This window comes from Gloeocapsopsis sp. IPPAS B-1203, from assembly GCF_002749975.1.
GTDB lineage: Bacteria > Cyanobacteriota > Cyanobacteriia > Cyanobacteriales > Chroococcidiopsidaceae > Gloeocapsopsis.
The window spans coordinates 16,508-32,519 of sequence record NZ_PEIG01000004.1; the positions used below are offsets into that span (position 1 = coordinate 16,508).

Genomic DNA, 16,012 nt, shown 5'->3' on the forward strand with positions numbered 1-16,012 from the left:
ACTAAGGGATAGCGAAGAGGTATTCCTACTCCCTCAAGGTGTGTGGAGCAATGCAAAGTCAACAGTATCGACTAATTTGGATCGCGAGTGCTTTTTCAATTCTCATCGTTTCTCCAAGCTGGGCAAGTGAAGCGGTGGAAACCCAGAACAGGCAAACATTAGGCAGACAAGCGGAAATTAAGCAATCAATGTCATTCCAGGAGATTCCGGCACTCAATGAGATTGAACAACCTGCAAGAACATTGGACGAATGGCGCGATCAAATTGCTCAAACCATAATTGTGCCAATTACGGGAATTCGGCTGAGTATGACCGATGTAGGCGTTGAAATTATCTTAGAAACCGCAGATGGACAATTGTCTGAACCATCAACTTCTATTGTAGACAATACCTTGATTGCAGAAATTTCTAATGCCGTGATAGAACTGCCCGATGGTGATGAGTTTCAGCAAACAAATCCAGTAGAGGGGATTGCATTAATCAGTGTTACAGGTTTACCAGAAAACCGAATTCGAGTCGCTATTACAGGTACAAATACTGCTCCAACCGTAACTGTGAGAGAAGAGGTGCAAAGATTAGTACTGAGTGTAGTTCCAGGATCAGAAGTTGCTGAAGAATCTGAAGAGACGATTCAGGTCGTAGTGACAGCACAGCAAGAACAAGGCTATCAAGTTGATCGTGCGACTACTGCGACGCGCAGCGAAACGCCACTCTTGGATGTTCCTCGATCGGTTCAGGTCGTACCGCAACAAGTGATTGAAGACCAGCGAGTTACAACAGTGGGAGATGCACTTCGCAATGTCAGCGGTATTGCCCAAGACTCTACTCCACTCAGTATCTTCAGTGATTTTATTCGGGTACGTGGATTTACGATTGGTCGCGATTACTTTACGAACGGTATCAGAAATGAATTTACTGGTTATAACCTTGGACAAGAAACTGCCAATATAGAACGCATCGAAGTCTTGAAAGGACCCTCTTCAGTCCTTTATGGTCAGGGTGCACCAGGTGGAGTCATCAATATCTTAACGAAACAACCATTAACTGAACCCTATTATGCATTTGATTTTACGGCAGGCAGTTTCAACTCCTACCGCCCCACCATTGACTTTTCCAATTCCCTAAATGACGCTCGCACGATTCTTTATCGTTTAAATGTTGCCTATCAAAACTCTGGAACTTTTGTAGACGACATCGATCTTGAAAGATTTTTTATTGCACCTGTAGTGAGTTTTCAGTTGGGTAGCGCAACCAACTTAACAGTAGAAGGTCAGTATCTCGAGTTTTCAGGATTACTCTTTTCAGGTTTACCCGCAGAAGGGACAGTCTTGTCTAATCCTCTCGGTGAGGTGTCGCGATCGCAGCCCTTAGATAACTATCCTGGATTAGACAATCGCGATCGCAGTGTCGGTAACATTGGCTATCGCTTGGAACATGACTTCAGTGAAAATTGGTCAATTCGGAATGCGTTTCGATATGAGTTTCTTGATACCAACGAGGAGGAGGTGTTTCTTAATGATTTATTAGAAGACAACCGAACTGTGACTCGCGGTTCATTTAGGTCAGTAGGACATGATGAGAACTATGTGTTTCAAACTGATGTCACAGGTCGTTTTGCAACAGGATCGCTCGCTCACAATCTAGTGATTGGCACAGAATTTCGTCGAGTCACTACTGCTGGCGAGCTTTTTAACGCGGATGTTCCGCCGATTGATATCTTTAATTCAAATGATGCGGACAGCCCGCCGCTAGACTTCATCCAAACAGGAGATGGTCAAACTTTTCAAAACATTTTTGGTTTCTATGCTCAAGATTTGATTTCTATTGGAAATCAATGGAAAATTCTCCTAGGCGGACGACTCGATGTGGTCGATCAAACTGTTAACAACTTTTTAACAGGAGAAGACTATAAACAGCAGGACACGGCTTTTAGTCCTCAAGTTGGAGTAGTCTATCGAGTGGCTGAACCAGTGTCTTTATTCACAAGCTATAGCCGTTCATTTGCTCCTTCGTCCGCAGATTTTAGAAATGCAGATGGCAGTACTTTTGAACCGACCCGTGGCGAACAATTTGAAGCAGGGATAAGAACAGAATTCATCCAAAATCGCTTAATTGCGACTCTTACTGCTTACCATCTAACAAAGCAAAATGTGGTCACTGACGATCCTAACCGTCCTGGATTCAGTATTCAAATTGGTGAAGAGCGTAGTCAAGGCATTGAACTAGATGTCATTGGCGAAGTTCTACCAGGGTTCAACATCATTGCTAGCTATGCCTACACAGATGCAGAAATTACACGCGATAATAGCGGAATTGAAGGTAATCGTCCTTATAATATCCCCCTACATAGTGGTAGTTTGTGGTTAACCTATGAATTTCAACAAGGTGCGCTGGCAGGATTAGGCTTCGGCAGCGGTATATTTTTGATGGGCAATCGACAAGGAGATCTCGATAACAGCTTTGAGTTACCTAGCTATATGCGAACAGATGCTACTATTTTTTATCGACGACCGAACTGGGAAGTAGCGTTAAATGTCAAGAACCTGTTTGATGTAGATTATTTTGAAAGCTCTTTCAGTCGAACATCTGTGATTCCAGGTGCACCGTTCACGATATTAGGAACAGTTTCAGTTCGATTTTAAGATGCAAAAATTCATTATCTGGTTGGACATTTTGCGCTTACATAATCGAGGTAAGGGTCGTATGGCAATTCAACAGCGTTATCAACGTGTCCTGAAATTTTTCGTTTTGTTAAACTTTGCCATTCTGACTATTTCTGCTTGCGGTATTTCTTCGTATCGGGAATTAGAAGCAGTTTCTAATAACTGCCGTATTATTGCACACGCGATGGGTGACACTTGTGTTCCCCTCAATCCTCAGCGAGTTGTCGTTTGGGGTGGTACAGAATTAGACCCTGTATTGGCGCTGGGAGTCAAACCGATCGCCGGAACGCCCAATGTTCTCACCTATGTAAAGGAAAAGTTACCATCTGAACAATGGCAAGGAATTGAAGATATCAGCAATCCGCAAGGACCGAATCTAGAACGGCTCTTAAAACTGAAACCTGATTTAATTTTGGGGCATAAATCAAGAATTGAACAAGTTTATCCCCAGTTGTCAAAAATTGCTCCGACGGTTCTGGATGGGGCAGACGACTGGAAGAGTACGTTAAGGTTATTTGCTGAGGCATTGGGTAAGACTGACAAAGCACAGCAAGTAATGGACACCTATGATGCGCGAATCAAGAGGTTTAAAGCTGAAATGAGCAATCAGTTGCCATTTACGATATCTGCCATTGAGGTACGTGCAGATGCGTTCGTTCTTAGCACAAAAGACTCTTTTGCAATGAGTGTCATTCAAGAAGCAGGATTATCCTTGCCTCCGGCTTTGACCCAATATACCTGGAGAACCTGGACATTAAGCAAAGAACGGCTTTATGAACTCGAAAGTGATGCACTGTTCTTAAGAAGTTGGGGTGAAGTTGGTAAAGAGCAGTACAAAGCACAATCTCAACTTGAAAAATTAAAAACTGATCCACTCTGGATGCAATTACAAGTTGTCCAGCAAAACAAAGTATATGAAGTAGGTGATTATTTTCAAGGTGCTGGACCAATTACGGCAAACTTTGTTCTTGATGACTTATTTAAGCATCTCATTACAACACAATCATGACTCAAATTGACATTATTAAAGAATGCCAAATCTGCTCTGAAGTTTCTCAAGCTAATGGTGAAGCTTTGATCGGTTCAGCTGGCAACTACAATCATTTCCTCTTTGTGGAAATGGCAGAACCCTGGGCGAGAAATTTTGTCTATGAACATCCCCAGCTTGGTGCAATCTATGCAATGGCGGAAGATTTAGAACAAGAGCAAGTAAATATCAGAGTCATGGCGATCGCTCCTGATTACCATCATTCAAATTCCAATTTAACTCGTGTATTGCACTACCAACGCCCCACAGGGCAATTTGCCAGATTTGAGAAACAGGAATTTCTCATTCCTCATGAGAAGATAATGTCATTGGCGATCGCTCTTTTGAAACAACTCAGTGAGCTATCTCAGTTTGATGCTTATCGACAACAAACCAACCATATTCGAGACATGATGCTCTGTACGCATGGCAGCTACGATCTTGCCTGCGGTCGATTTGGCTACCCACTTTATCGCCAGTTGCGCTCTGAATATGCCGCTAATGCTGAGAGTAGATTTCGAGTCTGGCGATGCAGTCATCTTGGTCCACACAACTTTGCGCCTCTGCTCGTTGACTTTCCAGAAGGACGCTACTGGGGACATCTGAAACCTGAAATCTTACCGCTATTGGTACAGCGTAATGGTTCAGTTGCTAAACTTTATCCTTTCTACGTTGGCTGGGCTGGAATAAGTTGGGCTGAACAAATTGCTGAACGCGAGATCTGGATGCAAGAAGGCTGGGATTGGGTTAATGATCGCAAAAGTGGACAAACACTAGCGATCGACCCTTCAGACGAAGATTATCCTGATTGGGCAGAGGTTCGTATCGATTTTACCTCAGTTAATGGTCATTCTGGTGCGTACGAAGCCCGAATTGAAGCGAAAGGCACGGTTAAAACGATGTGGACTTCAGGAAAAGACCAACCGCTGTGGGAAGTGAAGCAGTATCATGTTAGCCGCTTAGATAAAGTCGTTAAGTCACAAATTCTGAGTTGACGAGAATCAAAACTGTTTTCCTGACTTAGGGGCTTCTTCCCAACTTTAGACTAATTAACTGCCAAATTACTGACTGGGCAAGGTAAATGCTTGCGCAGAAAATATATCATTTTATAGCTGTAAAAAGTATCAGTCCGCTAATGCCACAAAAATGACCTGTCACTAACACAAACATAAAGAAGTATGGCGATCGCCTTTCCCTTATCTGAATGAAAAACTCTGTTTCTATTTGGCAACTTCTCTGGCGGATGATTCTTTATACGCCAAGACTTTATTCAGCAGACACGATACTGTGGCTGTTTATCATGGGATTACCTGCAATTCCAGGTCTACTTGTCCGCGAGTTCTTTAATACTCTCACTAATGACTCACAACTCAACGCATCTCCTCAAACACTTGTTGCATTATTGTTAGCAACTGGGTTAGCAAGAATTCTCGCAATTTTTACAGGTCGCGTTACCAAAACTCAGCATCGGTTTACGATGAGTTCTCTGCTACGCCACAATCTTTTAGCACAGTTGCTGCAACGTCCTGGCGCACAACCTTTAAGTACCAATTACGAGGTTGCTACAGTATCTCCTGGAGAAGTATTGAGTTATTTCCGCGAAGATGCTGCCCAAGTTGAAGATAACGTCGTTGGGACTAATGAAATTTTAGGCGAAGGAGTTTTCGCACTGATCGCATTGGTGATTCTTTTAAGCGTCAATGTGTGGTTAACTTTGTTTGTGTTTTTGCCATTAGTCGCGATCGCCATTGTTATTCAACGCGCTGAAACCCGTATTAAACGCTATCGCCGTGCCAGTCGCCAAGCAACGCAAAACGTGACAGGATTAATTGGTGAAATCTTCAGTTCAGTGCAAGCAATTCAAGTTGCAGGTGCTGAACAACCTGTTCTAGCGCGGTTTCGGCAACTCAATCAACAACGGCAGCGCTTAATGGTGCAGGATCAAGTGTTTACTGCGATCCTGAATTCAATTTTACAGAATCTTGTCAGCCTCGGCATAGGGTTAATCTTGCTAGTGAGTGCGCTATCAAGGAGTGCCATAGAAATCAGTGTTGGAGACTTCGCGCTGTTTGTTTACTATCTGTCATTTGTCACTGAGTTTATCAGTTCTTTAGGAAGTTTTCTGGCACTATCCAAACAAACTAAAGTATCTTTTGAGCGCATGGGTTCATTGGTACAACAAGATGGTGTCGTTACTGCAACTCATCTCGTTGCACCTCAAGCATTGTATTTAGACGATCTCTGGGGACAAAAACCTCAGTTACCGTTAGTCATGCAACCATCCCGCGATGAGCAGAGTTATCTTAATGAGTTGCAGGCAGTTAATTTAACATACTTCTACCCTGGTACAAATCGGGGAGTTGTTGATATTAATTTAACAATACAACGCGGTAGTATTACTGTAATTACAGGTCGCATTGGTGCTGGCAAAACGACACTGCTACGCGTACTACTTGGGTTATTACCCAAACAAGGCGGCAAAATTTATTGGAATGGAAAGCTCGTTACAGACCCTGCTAATTTTTTTGTACCCCCTCGAAGTGCTTATACCCCGCAAGTTCCGCAATTATTTAGTGGTACTCTCAAAGAAAATATCACGCTGGGATGGCAACAAGGAAACATCGAACAAGCGATCGCTCTAGCAGCTTTTGATCGCGATCTTGCTACCATGCCTGAAGGGGTAGAAACTGTCATTGGAACCAAAGGAATGCGTCTTTCTGGAGGACAGTTACAACGTGCAGCAGCAGCACGGATGTTTGTTCATCAACCAGAATTACTTGTCTTTGACGATCTTTCCAGTGCGCTTGATATAGAAACTGAACAACTTGTCTGGTCGCGTCTCTTTGCTGCAAGTACTCAAGATACAATAGCAGAATCTACATCTACATCGCAGTGGCAACCCACTTGTCTTGCCGTTTCCCACCGTCATGCTGTCCTCCGCCGTGCTGATCGTGTTATTGTCCTTGCTGAAGGTAAAGTCACCGCCGAGGGAAGCTTTGATGAGATTAAGTCTTACGTTGGCAGTCCTGAATAAGTGGGGATAGAGGTAGGTTGCTCTAGTTCTAACCATGCTAGATTACTACAGCTGAATATAGGATTTCGGCGGCATAGCAACTATGGTGCCCAAGCTGCTAGCGCGGGTATGGGTTATACCGAGTCGGGATCAATTCCCAGCTCTCGCAACTTGGCGGTTAACCGTTCTGCTTTATTTTGTGCGGCTTGTCGAGCGGCTTCTGCTTCTGCGTGACTCAGGAGTTTTTCACCCGTCACAGGATTGTAAAAACGAAGTTCCCCTTGTTCTAAATGGAGTTCTAAACCCAAAACCTTACTGGTAATTGATAAGCCGTGATTGGGTAAGGTTGTTGCAGGTAGCAGGAAATAATTCCCATCAATGAGTTGGTAGCCCTGGAGAGGTGGCTCTAGATAGTCGGCACTGGGGTCATATTGAAAGTATTCAGACACACCCCAGAAGGCGTAGAGTCCTCGCTTAATGCCCTGATCTTCACTCACCGTAGAGCGAGACGTAATTTCCAAAATAAAGTCGGGATATTGGTTGTTTTCTTGCCAAACTTTATAGGATGAGCGTTTGCCTTTGGGACGATTCAGGACAACAAATACATCTGGAGAAACGCATGCTTTGGGGTTGCCCTCTTTGTAGAAAATTAGCAGATTGCCGGAGACGTAAACCTGGGGCTGATCGGCAAAGAAGATGTTCAAAATTTCAGTGCCATACGCCACATAGGGACATTGGTAGTCGCTTTCAGCCATTGGCTTCCCATCAGAATCGGGGTAGTCAATATCAGTATTTAGCGAGGTTGCGCTTGTCATGATGGCTGTTCTCCAGCAGGGCAACAGATTCAATCTAGCACGGGAACTACGGCATCGCGGTAGTGGACTGTCGAGCAATCGCAATCGTATTTTTGTCTTTGAGAAATCCAAGAACCGATGACACTACGTATTTGGGTGAAATGATGCACAGACGAAATCCGCCCCAGACACTAAGGGCGATCGCTTTACCCTCCGCTAAGCTTGATCCAACCGTAGCACTGCCATAAATGCCTCTTGTGGTACATCTACAGTGCCGACAGCTTTCATGCGCTTTTTACCTTTAGCTTGCTTTTGTAGGAGCTTTTTCTTACGGCTGATGTCACCACCATAGCACTTCGCTAAAACGTCTTTACGCAAAGCTGGGATATGTTCGCTGGCAATTACTTTACTACCGATCGCCGCCTGAATCGGAACTTTAAATTGATGGCGAGGAATCAGTTCTTTGAGTTTTTCTGCCATTGCTCGTCCTACATTGTAGGCTTTATCGCGATGCACAATCATGGCGAGCGAATCTACAGGATCGCTGTTAATCATGATATCGAGTTTGACTAATGGGTTTTCGCGGTAGCCGATCAGTTGATACTCCATGCTGGCATAACCGCGCGATCGCGACTTCATCTGATCGAAAAAGTCGGTAACAACTTCTGCAAGTGGTAACTCGTACGTTAATGTCGTGCGCCCTTGTGTCAAGTACTTCATATCCTTAAAGATACCGCGCCGATTTTGACACAATTCCATCAAAGTCCCGACATAGGTTTCTGGTGTAATCATGTCCACTTGGACATACGGTTCTTCAATTTTTTCGCGTTCGTTGGGTGCAGGTAACGTACTAGGGTTATCAATATACTGCACCTCGCCCTTGACAGTTGTGACGCGGTAAACAACAGAAGGGGCGGTAATAATCAGATCGAGATTATACTCGCGCTCTAAGCGTTCTTGCACAATTTCCATGTGCAGTAATCCCAAAAAGCCGCAACGGAAGCCAAAACCCATTGCACTAGAAGTTTCCGGTTCAAAATTTAAAGCTGCGTCGTTGAGTTTCAGCTTATCTAACGCATCGCGCAAATCTTCAAACTGATCGGCATCGATGGGAAACATCCCACAGAACACCATTGGCTTGGCTTCGGTGTAACCTGGTAATGGTTCTGCCGCTGGTTGCGGTGCTAAGGTAATTGTGTCGCCTACCCGTGCATCTGCGACTGCTTTAATTGCTGCGGCAAGATAGCCTACTTCCCCTGCATGAAGTTCGTCAACTTGCTTTTGAGTTGGAGAAAGAACGCCTAATTCGTCAATTTCGTATTCTTTTCGTGATGCCATTAAGCGAATGCGATCGCCTTTTTTGACCGTACCATCCATCACGCGGAAATAAACAATTACACCTCGGTAACTGTCGTAGTAGCTATCAAAAATCAACGCGCGTAAAGGATCTTTAACAGTATCTCTTGGTGGTGGCACGCGCTGGACAATTGCCTCTAAAATGTCCTCAATACCAATGCCTTCTTTTGCAGAAGCCAAAATTGCCCCACTACAATCAAGCCCAATAATTTCTTCAATTTCCCCAGCAACACGGTTGGGTTCGGCTCCTGGTAAGTCTATTTTATTTAAAACAGGGATAATTTCTAGATTATGCTCTAGTGCTAGGTAAACATTGGCTAAAGTTTGCGCCTCTACCCCTTGAGAAGCATCTACTACAAGCAACGCACCTTCACACGCGGCTAAACTCCGAGATACTTCATAAGAAAAGTCAACGTGTCCTGGAGTGTCAATTAGATTTAAGACATAATTTTGACCATCGTGAGCTTTATAGTTCATTCGAGCCGCTTGCAACTTAATTGTAATGCCGCGCTCCCGTTCTAAGTCCATGTTGTCGAGAAACTGCTCTTTCATTTGCCGGACTTCTACTGTACCAGTGGTTTGCAGTAAGCGATCGGCAAGGGTAGATTTCCCGTGGTCGATGTGAGCAATAATAGAGAAATTACGAATGCGCTCTGCGGGGACGTCAGTCATATTTTTTGATTTAGCGGCAAGTGATATTGTTAAGAAATAGGAATCTTTAACGCATTCTAAACTTTTTTGAGATACGACGCTGCTTTTGGACTGAAGTGGAGTGTGGGTAATAGAGTGTTGAGTTTTGAATTGAAGAAAATAACTCATAACTCAACACTCAACATTCATAACTCTCTTAGTCCCCGTGTCCCCGTGTCCTCTTGCTGACTTATCAGCCTGAAGTATGAATCTGTATGTTTGCTTTTGAGTATTCTTCATTGAGGGGCGTACAATGGACATTAGCGGGTGGATCTTCTTTTGACTCTGACATGTGATCGAACTAATCAACGCCATCGCCAGTAAAGTTCTTTGTTTTCAACTTTTGATCAATGCTTATGAATGAAAATGCTATCGAATCAGAAAGCTTAACCGACAAAGTAGAAATTGCCATCCATTTAGACCCAGAATTAGTTAAGCAAATTCAGCACTTAACAAACGATCCTAGTAAGGTAATTGAGGTGGCAATTCGACAATGGCTACGGGGCGAAACCCAACGTGATGATGAACTCAGCCGGACTTTCAGACGTACCCCCGTGCCACCTCGAGGTGAATGGAACGATTAAAGCTTCACAACAAACGAGTGAAACTGAATCAGCCCAGCATGGCAAGAGCGGATTAACGACTTTTGCCAAACATTTTTTTTGTTAAGCGTCAAACTGCCCTAATTTCCTCAAATCTGTGCCAAACTCAAAACAATTATTGACATAGCGATATTGCTTGCCACTTGTATACTTAGCGCCTGTAATGAGTGTTAACACCAATTATTCTCAACCGTCATCTGTGTCCAACAATCTAGGATCGCTCGACAGGAGCTTTTCGACTTCGCTATCAGCACTAGGTGCAGAGTTAGCTTTTATACAAGATGTCGAGGGTCGTTATTTGTCTTTTTATTGGCAACAAGCAGAAAAGGAATTCGCCCAACAAACAGCAGAAACTCTTGAAGAATTTTTTACTCCGGTAGAGCAAAAGACTTATCAAGCTAAACTTCAGCAGGTCTTACAAAGTCAAGTTCCTGAGCAATGCCATTGGTTGTTTCGTTGTGGACAGAAGCTATTTTATTTAGATGTTATCATTGCTCCTGTATTTGCAGCTAATACTCAGGCGAAAACAGTTTTAGTCATGGGGCGATCGCGGGAAACATTACAACAGGTAGAAACTGCGAATTCCTCCATGACGACATCTTCTGAATTCAAAAAACTGTTGACACAAATTGCCCGCAATATTCGTCGGACGCTAGATTTAGATATTATTTGGCAGCAAGCAGTTGATAGCTTAGGCAAAGCCCTGGGAGCAACTCAATGCACTATTTATTCTTATCTACCAGAACAAGGCTACTTACGTGCAGTTGCAGAATACGTTTCTGAACCAACTCCTTCAATGTTGGGATTAGAGGTTCTGACCGCGCAAGAACCAAGTTTTCGGCAAGCACTGACAACCTTACAACCCATCGTTATTGAGAAGACGAATCAGTTTACCCGCACTCAACAGACACAATTAATTGTTGCTACCTGTTATCAAGATCAACCGAATAGCTTAATTAGCTTACTGTACAACAATCAGCACGAGCAAGATTGTCCGCGACAGTGGAACGTCACTGAAATAGAACTTGTCGGAGAATTAGCAGATCAAATCGGCACAGCGATCGCTCATGCTACTCTCTACAAAGAACTCGAACAAGCAAGACAGCAAGCCGAAGAAGCTTCCCGCCTTAAAAGCGAGTTTCTGGCTAATACCTCTCACGAGATCCGCACGCCTCTCAACGGCATGATCGGCTTTTTAAAGCTAATTCTAGAGGGGATGGCAGACGATCCTCAAGAGCAGCAAGAATTTATCCAAGAGGCATATCGTTCGGCAATTCATTTACTCGATATCATCAACGATATCTTGGATATTGCCAAAATTGAAGCAGGTAAAATGGAGCTAGAATTAGGACCTGTCAAGCTTGATGAACTCTTTGTTGCTGTAGAAGATTTTACCAGAGCGCAAGCTGAACAGAAAAACTTGAGCTTCCATATTTATCAGCCCGACACCTCAGATGAAATTATCTTGCACGGTAATTATCAACGATTGAAGCAAGTGCTACTCAACTTAGTTAGCAACGCACTGAAATTTACCCACGAAGGCGGAATTACAATTAGTGCTGATATTGTCCGCAAAAAGTTTACTTTTCAAAATCAGGAATTTCCAGGAATAGTGAAAGTCCGCGTTGCTGATACAGGAATTGGTGTTTCACTAGACAAGCAAGACAAACTCTTCCAATCTTTTAGCCAAGTCGATGGTTCGCGCACAAGACAGTATGGTGGTACTGGTTTGGGACTAACGATTTCTCAGAAGCTAGTAGAAGCAATGGGAGGGACAGTCAACTTTTACAGTATGGGTGAAGGACTCGGTTCTACAGTGACATTCACTGTACCGCTGTATCAAGAACCAGTCATGGTATCGACGCCAGCAGAATCTTTTGAGGCGTAGTGGCAAACTACTGACTATCTTGAGAACGAGACAAATGCATTGGTTGTTTAGAATTATGAGCAGCAAGTATCGAATTCAAAGGTTGTGCAGTTGAATCACTGATAAAAGGTTGATTTACAGGATTCATTAATGATTGATCGCGTGTTAGCCAGCGCAATCCGCCAAGTTTATCGTAGTTAGAAGCGATCGCCAAAAATGCTCCGCCTAAAATATAAATGGGTAAAGGAAAAGAAAATTGTTTTGCCCATTGGAACAATTCAGCAAGGGCAAATAGTAGGAAAAAACAAGCTAGCCAGACCTTCATAGTTCGCACTCGAACGCTTGAACAACTTTAATTTTGGTATCAATACATAGCAGGATACTTGATGTTTCACAAAAAAAACTATTGTTAAGTTATTTTGTGCTGGGAACCTTAGATGAGTATGGAGAGATTAGTGGAAGCGATCGCACCGGAAGTTAAACAGCGTGTTGAGGAATTACGGCAGCTCGTACAAAAAGCAAGCTATGCCTATTATGTGTTGGACGATCCTATGATGGAGGATGCAGTCTACGATCAACTCTACCGCGAATTACAACAGCTAGAAACGCAGTACCCTGAATTAATTACATCTGATAGCCCAACACAGCGAGTCGGCGAAAAACCAGCAACGCAATTTTCTTCAGTACGTCATAATGTACCCCTCTACAGTCTTGAAAATGCGTTCAACATTAATGAATTAAAGACTTGGCAAGAACGCTGGAAACGTCATGCACTCAAGGAGGTAGAATCAGCAGAATACGTCTGCGAACTGAAAATTGATGGTTCTGCTTTAGCTTTAACCTATGAAAACGGTGTTCTGGTACGCGGTGCAACACGCGGTGATGGCGTTACAGGAGAAGACATTACCCAAAACGTACGAACTATTCGCTCGATTCCCTTACGCTTGAATTTAGCAAATCCTCCGAGTCGTGTAGAAGTTCGGGGAGAAGCTTTTTTACCTTTAGAGGTATTTCAACGAATTAACCAAGAACGACGCGATGCAGGAGAACAGCTATTTGCTAATCCTCGTAATGCAGCAGCAGGTACTTTACGTCAACTCGATTCGCGAATCGTAGCACAACGGCGGCTTGATTTTTTTGCTTATACACTGCATATTCCAGGGATGGATGACGCTAGTATTGCACGGACACAATGGGATGCACTAGAACTGCTGCAGAATATGGGTTTTCGCGTCAATCCCAATCGAAAACTGTGCCCTACATTAGAGGAAGTTGCAGCGTATTATGAGTACTGGGATACTGAGCGATTGAACTTGTCTTATCTCACAGATGGTGTCGTTGTCAAAATTAACTTGTTTGCCTTACAAGAACAATTAGGTTTTACTCAAAAGTTTCCGCGTTGGGCGATCGCCCTCAAATATCCTGCCCAAGAAGCACCTACCCGTGTCGAAAATATCGCCGTCAATGTCGGAAGAACAGGGGCGTTAACACCGTTAGCTGAGATGCGCCCTGTAGAGTTAGCAGGAACTACAGTCTCACGAGCAACATTACATAATAGCGATCGCGTCACGCAACTTGATATTCGCGTTGGTGATACAGTGATTGTCCGCAAAGCTGGAGAAATTATTCCTGAAGTTGTGCGAGTATTAACTGAACTGCGTCCTGCTGATGCCGAACCTTTCCAAATGCCAACGCATTGTCCAGTATGCAGTCAACCTGTCATTCGTCCTGAAGGTGAAGCTGTAACGCGCTGTGTGAATGCTTCGTGCCCTGCTATTTTGAAAGGAGCAATTGAACATTGGGTAAGTCGCGATGCGATGGATATTACCGGTATGGGCGAAAAGTTGGTGCAACAATTAGTTAATCGAGAGTTAGTGCATTCAGTTGCAGATTTGTACGATTTAAGCGCGACACAGCTACAAGCACTAGAACGGATGGGGAAGAAATCTGCGGAGAAATTAGTGCAAGCGATCGCTCAATCTAAAACACAACCTTGGTCAAGGGTATTATATGGATTAGGCATTCGTCATGTTGGTAGTGTGAATGCGCAGACTTTAACTCAACACTTTCCCACAGTAGACAAGTTAGCCACTGCTACCCCAGAAGATATTGCCGCAGTATATGGCATTGGTGCAGAAATTGCCCAATCAGTGCATCAGTGGTTCCGTATTCCAGCCAATCAAGCTTTAATTGAAAGACTGCAAGCTGCAGAGTTACAATTAGCACAAAAAGATACAATACCAGTGACGGAAGTTAAGACTTCAGTGAGTGGTAAAACATTTGTTGTCACTGGTACACTGCCAAATTTAAAGCGTGATGAAGCTAAAGCATTAATTCAAAATGCTGGTGGTAAAGTAACAGAGTCTGTGAGCAAAAAAACTGATTATGTGGTTGTTGGAGAAGCCGCAGGTTCTAAGTTAGAGAAAGCACAACAATTAAATATTACTTGTTTATCTGAGGCAGAATTTTTGGAATTACTGTCTTGAATCAAGCCATTTTCTGTAATTTTTAGCAGGCAAATATAAGCATGATTTCCTCAACAAAGTCTACTCAACTACCATTACTAGCAGAAACAATTGATGGATTACCAAATATTTCTGGCTGGGAAAATGAAGTTGCAGCAGTAGTACAGCATCAAGAACCGATTTTTTTACCAACAACGAACATTCGACTAGAGGAAGTCCAAGCAGCTTTTGCGATCGCACTGCATATGCATCAACCAACAATTCCTGCTGGTGTGGATGGTACATTAATTAGTAACCTGCAATATATGTTTGAACATCCTCAAGAAGGTGATAATCATAATGCAGGTCCTTTTAGCTACTGTTATAGCCGCATCGCTGATTTTATCCCTGAATTAGTCAGTCAAGGGCACAATCCGCGTGTCATGTTAGATTATTCTGGCAATTTGTTGTGGGGATTGCAACAAATGGGGCGCGGCGATATTTTGGAGAATCTCAAACGCATTACGTGCGATCGCGCTTATCAACCCTATGTCGAATGGTTAGGAACAATGTGGAGTCATAGCGTTGTTCCCTCAACTCCAATTCCTGATATTAAGTTGCATATTCAAGCTTGGCAACATCATTTTGCTGCAATTTTTGGTTGGGAAGCTTTAGCACGAGTGAAAGGTTTTTCACCTCCAGAAATGCACTTGCCTAATCACCCTGATACATTGTATCAATTTGTCAAAGCGCTTCTTGAATGCGGATATCGTTGGCTAATTGTACAAGAGCATACTGTAGAAACATTAACTGGAGAACCACTGCAATTTAAACATCTTCCACATCGCTTAATTGCGCGTAATTCTGCTGGGGAAACTCTAAGTATTACTGCATTAATTAAAACACAAGGCTCTGATACTAAGTTAGTCGGGCAAATGCAACCTTACTACGAAGCAAAAACATTATCTCGGCAAAATCTAGGTTCAGTTTCTATCCCCCCCCTGGTGACGCAAATTGCAGATGGGGAGAATGGTGGCGTGATGATGAATGAATTTCCCCCAGCGTTTAAGAAAGTATGGTACGAGCAAGAAAGTAGCGTTGTTGGATTAACTGGTACAGAATATTTAGAACTACTTGCGGCTGCTGGTTGTCAGCCTGAAAATTATCCAACGTGTCAAGCTGCAGGTCAACATCAAATTTGGCAAAGGGTGCAAGATAGCTTAAATCCTGATAGCGTAACTGATGCTATTGAGGAAATTAAGCAGGCTAACCCAAACTTTCACATCGATGGAGCTTCTTGGACAAATCATATCAGTTGGGTAGCAGGATACGAAAATGTTTTGAGTCCAATGAATCAATTGAGTGCTTTATTTCATGAAAAAGTTGATAGCACAGATGTAGATACAAAACAGCCACAATATCGTCAAGCTTTATTACATAACTTACTTTTGCAAACAAGCTGTTTCCGCTACTGGGGACAAGGAGTTTGGACAGATTATGCTCGAACAATTTACAACCAAGGAATATTAGTAATCAATGCCAAATTTTAAGATGAA

The 16,012-nt window shown here is 43.2% G+C and carries 12 protein-coding genes; 9 read left to right on the top strand and 3 right to left on the bottom strand.

The window, feature by feature from the left end; translation table 11 throughout:
- The first annotated feature begins 50 nt into the window (after positions 1-50).
- The 4 genes from CSQ79_RS08280 (at position 51) to CSQ79_RS08295 (ending at position 6,724) form a co-directional block, all read left to right on the top strand.
- Entirely contained in the window at positions 51-2,642 is a 2,592-nt protein-coding gene (locus CSQ79_RS08280; protein WP_099700726.1) for a TonB-dependent siderophore receptor, read from the top strand.
- A 61-nt stretch (positions 2,643-2,703) separates the two neighbouring features.
- A complete protein-coding gene (locus CSQ79_RS08285; RefSeq protein ID WP_289500883.1) occupies positions 2,704-3,672 on the top strand; it encodes an ABC transporter substrate-binding protein in 969 nt (322 codons plus the stop codon).
- Positions 3,669-4,685, top strand: coding sequence for a ferredoxin family protein (locus CSQ79_RS08290; RefSeq protein ID WP_099700728.1), 1,017 nt, complete (start codon positions 3,669-3,671; stop codon positions 4,683-4,685). The genes CSQ79_RS08285 and CSQ79_RS08290 overlap by 4 nt, the downstream gene beginning before the upstream one ends.
- Positions 4,686-4,894: 209 nt before the next feature.
- On the top strand, positions 4,895-6,724 hold the full coding sequence (locus CSQ79_RS08295) for an ATP-binding cassette domain-containing protein (RefSeq protein ID WP_099700729.1): 1,830 nt from the start codon (positions 4,895-4,897) through the stop codon (positions 6,722-6,724).
- Positions 6,725-6,837: 113 nt separating this feature from the next.
- On the opposite strand, the gene CSQ79_RS08300 is transcribed toward CSQ79_RS08295, so the two are convergent.
- Positions 6,838-7,518: a Uma2 family endonuclease gene (locus tag CSQ79_RS08300; RefSeq protein WP_099700730.1), complete on the bottom strand. Its 681-nt coding sequence runs from the start codon at positions 7,516-7,518 to the stop codon at positions 6,838-6,840.
- On the opposite strand from CSQ79_RS08300, the gene CSQ79_RS27560 reads away from it, so the two are divergent.
- Positions 7,517-7,639, top strand: a complete 123-nt coding sequence (locus CSQ79_RS27560; RefSeq protein ID WP_289500886.1) for a hypothetical protein — start codon at positions 7,517-7,519, stop codon at positions 7,637-7,639. The genes CSQ79_RS08300 and CSQ79_RS27560 overlap by 2 nt on opposite strands.
- Before the next feature lie 74 nt (positions 7,640-7,713).
- Here CSQ79_RS27560 and lepA read toward each other — a convergent pair whose 3' ends face one another.
- Positions 7,714-9,525 (bottom strand): translation elongation factor 4, encoded by a 1,812-nt coding sequence (gene lepA / locus CSQ79_RS08305; protein WP_099700731.1) that lies wholly within the window; start codon positions 9,523-9,525, stop codon positions 7,714-7,716.
- A gap of 374 nt (positions 9,526-9,899) precedes the next feature.
- Between lepA and CSQ79_RS08310 the strand changes: the two genes are divergently transcribed.
- Both CSQ79_RS08310 and CSQ79_RS08315 read left to right on the top strand, forming a co-directional pair.
- Positions 9,900-10,127, top strand: a complete 228-nt coding sequence (locus CSQ79_RS08310; RefSeq protein WP_099700732.1) for a hypothetical protein — start codon at positions 9,900-9,902, stop codon at positions 10,125-10,127.
- 181 nt (positions 10,128-10,308) lie between these two features.
- Positions 10,309-12,033, top strand: coding sequence for a sensor histidine kinase (locus CSQ79_RS08315; RefSeq protein ID WP_099700733.1), 1,725 nt, complete (start codon positions 10,309-10,311; stop codon positions 12,031-12,033).
- Between the two features lie 7 nt (positions 12,034-12,040).
- Here CSQ79_RS08315 and CSQ79_RS08320 read toward each other — a convergent pair whose 3' ends face one another.
- Entirely contained in the window at positions 12,041-12,337 is a 297-nt protein-coding gene (locus CSQ79_RS08320) for a hypothetical protein (protein WP_099700734.1), read from the bottom strand.
- 112 nt (positions 12,338-12,449) lie between these two features.
- Here CSQ79_RS08320 and ligA point away from each other — a divergent pair, with 112 nt between their 5' ends.
- Together ligA and CSQ79_RS08330 are read left to right on the top strand one after the other, a co-directional pair.
- The gene (gene ligA / locus CSQ79_RS08325) at positions 12,450-14,498 is read left to right on the top strand and encodes an NAD-dependent DNA ligase LigA (protein ID WP_502693920.1); all 2,049 of its coding nucleotides are present in this window, start codon (positions 12,450-12,452) and stop codon (positions 14,496-14,498) included.
- A gap of 41 nt (positions 14,499-14,539) precedes the next feature.
- Complete coding sequence (locus CSQ79_RS08330) at positions 14,540-16,006, top strand: polysaccharide deacetylase family protein (protein WP_099700735.1); 1,467 nt, start codon at positions 14,540-14,542, stop codon at positions 16,004-16,006.
- Positions 16,007-16,012: the final 6 nt, after the last annotated feature.

Coding starts and splice junctions, on each gene's coding strand:
- CSQ79_RS08280 (WP_099700726.1), top strand. CDS start 51: ATGCAAAGTCAACAGTATCGACTAATTTGGATCGCGAGTGCTTTTTCA.
- CSQ79_RS08295 (WP_099700729.1), top strand. CDS start 4,895: ATGAAAAACTCTGTTTCTATTTGGCAACTTCTCTGGCGGATGATTCTT.
- CSQ79_RS08315 (WP_099700733.1), top strand. CDS start 10,309: ATGAGTGTTAACACCAATTATTCTCAACCGTCATCTGTGTCCAACAAT.
- CSQ79_RS08300 (WP_099700730.1), bottom strand. CDS start 7,518: ATGACAAGCGCAACCTCGCTAAATACTGATATTGACTACCCCGATTCT.
- CSQ79_RS27560 (WP_289500886.1), top strand. CDS start 7,517: ATGATGGCTGTTCTCCAGCAGGGCAACAGATTCAATCTAGCACGGGAA.
- lepA (WP_099700731.1), bottom strand. CDS start 9,525: ATGACTGACGTCCCCGCAGAGCGCATTCGTAATTTCTCTATTATTGCT.
- ligA (WP_502693920.1), top strand. CDS start 12,450: ATGAGTATGGAGAGATTAGTGGAAGCGATCGCACCGGAAGTTAAACAG.
- CSQ79_RS08310 (WP_099700732.1), top strand. CDS start 9,900: ATGAATGAAAATGCTATCGAATCAGAAAGCTTAACCGACAAAGTAGAA.
- CSQ79_RS08290 (WP_099700728.1), top strand. CDS start 3,669: ATGACTCAAATTGACATTATTAAAGAATGCCAAATCTGCTCTGAAGTT.
- CSQ79_RS08330 (WP_099700735.1), top strand. CDS start 14,540: ATGATTTCCTCAACAAAGTCTACTCAACTACCATTACTAGCAGAAACA.
- CSQ79_RS08285 (WP_289500883.1), top strand. CDS start 2,704: ATGGCAATTCAACAGCGTTATCAACGTGTCCTGAAATTTTTCGTTTTG.
- CSQ79_RS08320 (WP_099700734.1), bottom strand. CDS start 12,337: ATGAAGGTCTGGCTAGCTTGTTTTTTCCTACTATTTGCCCTTGCTGAA.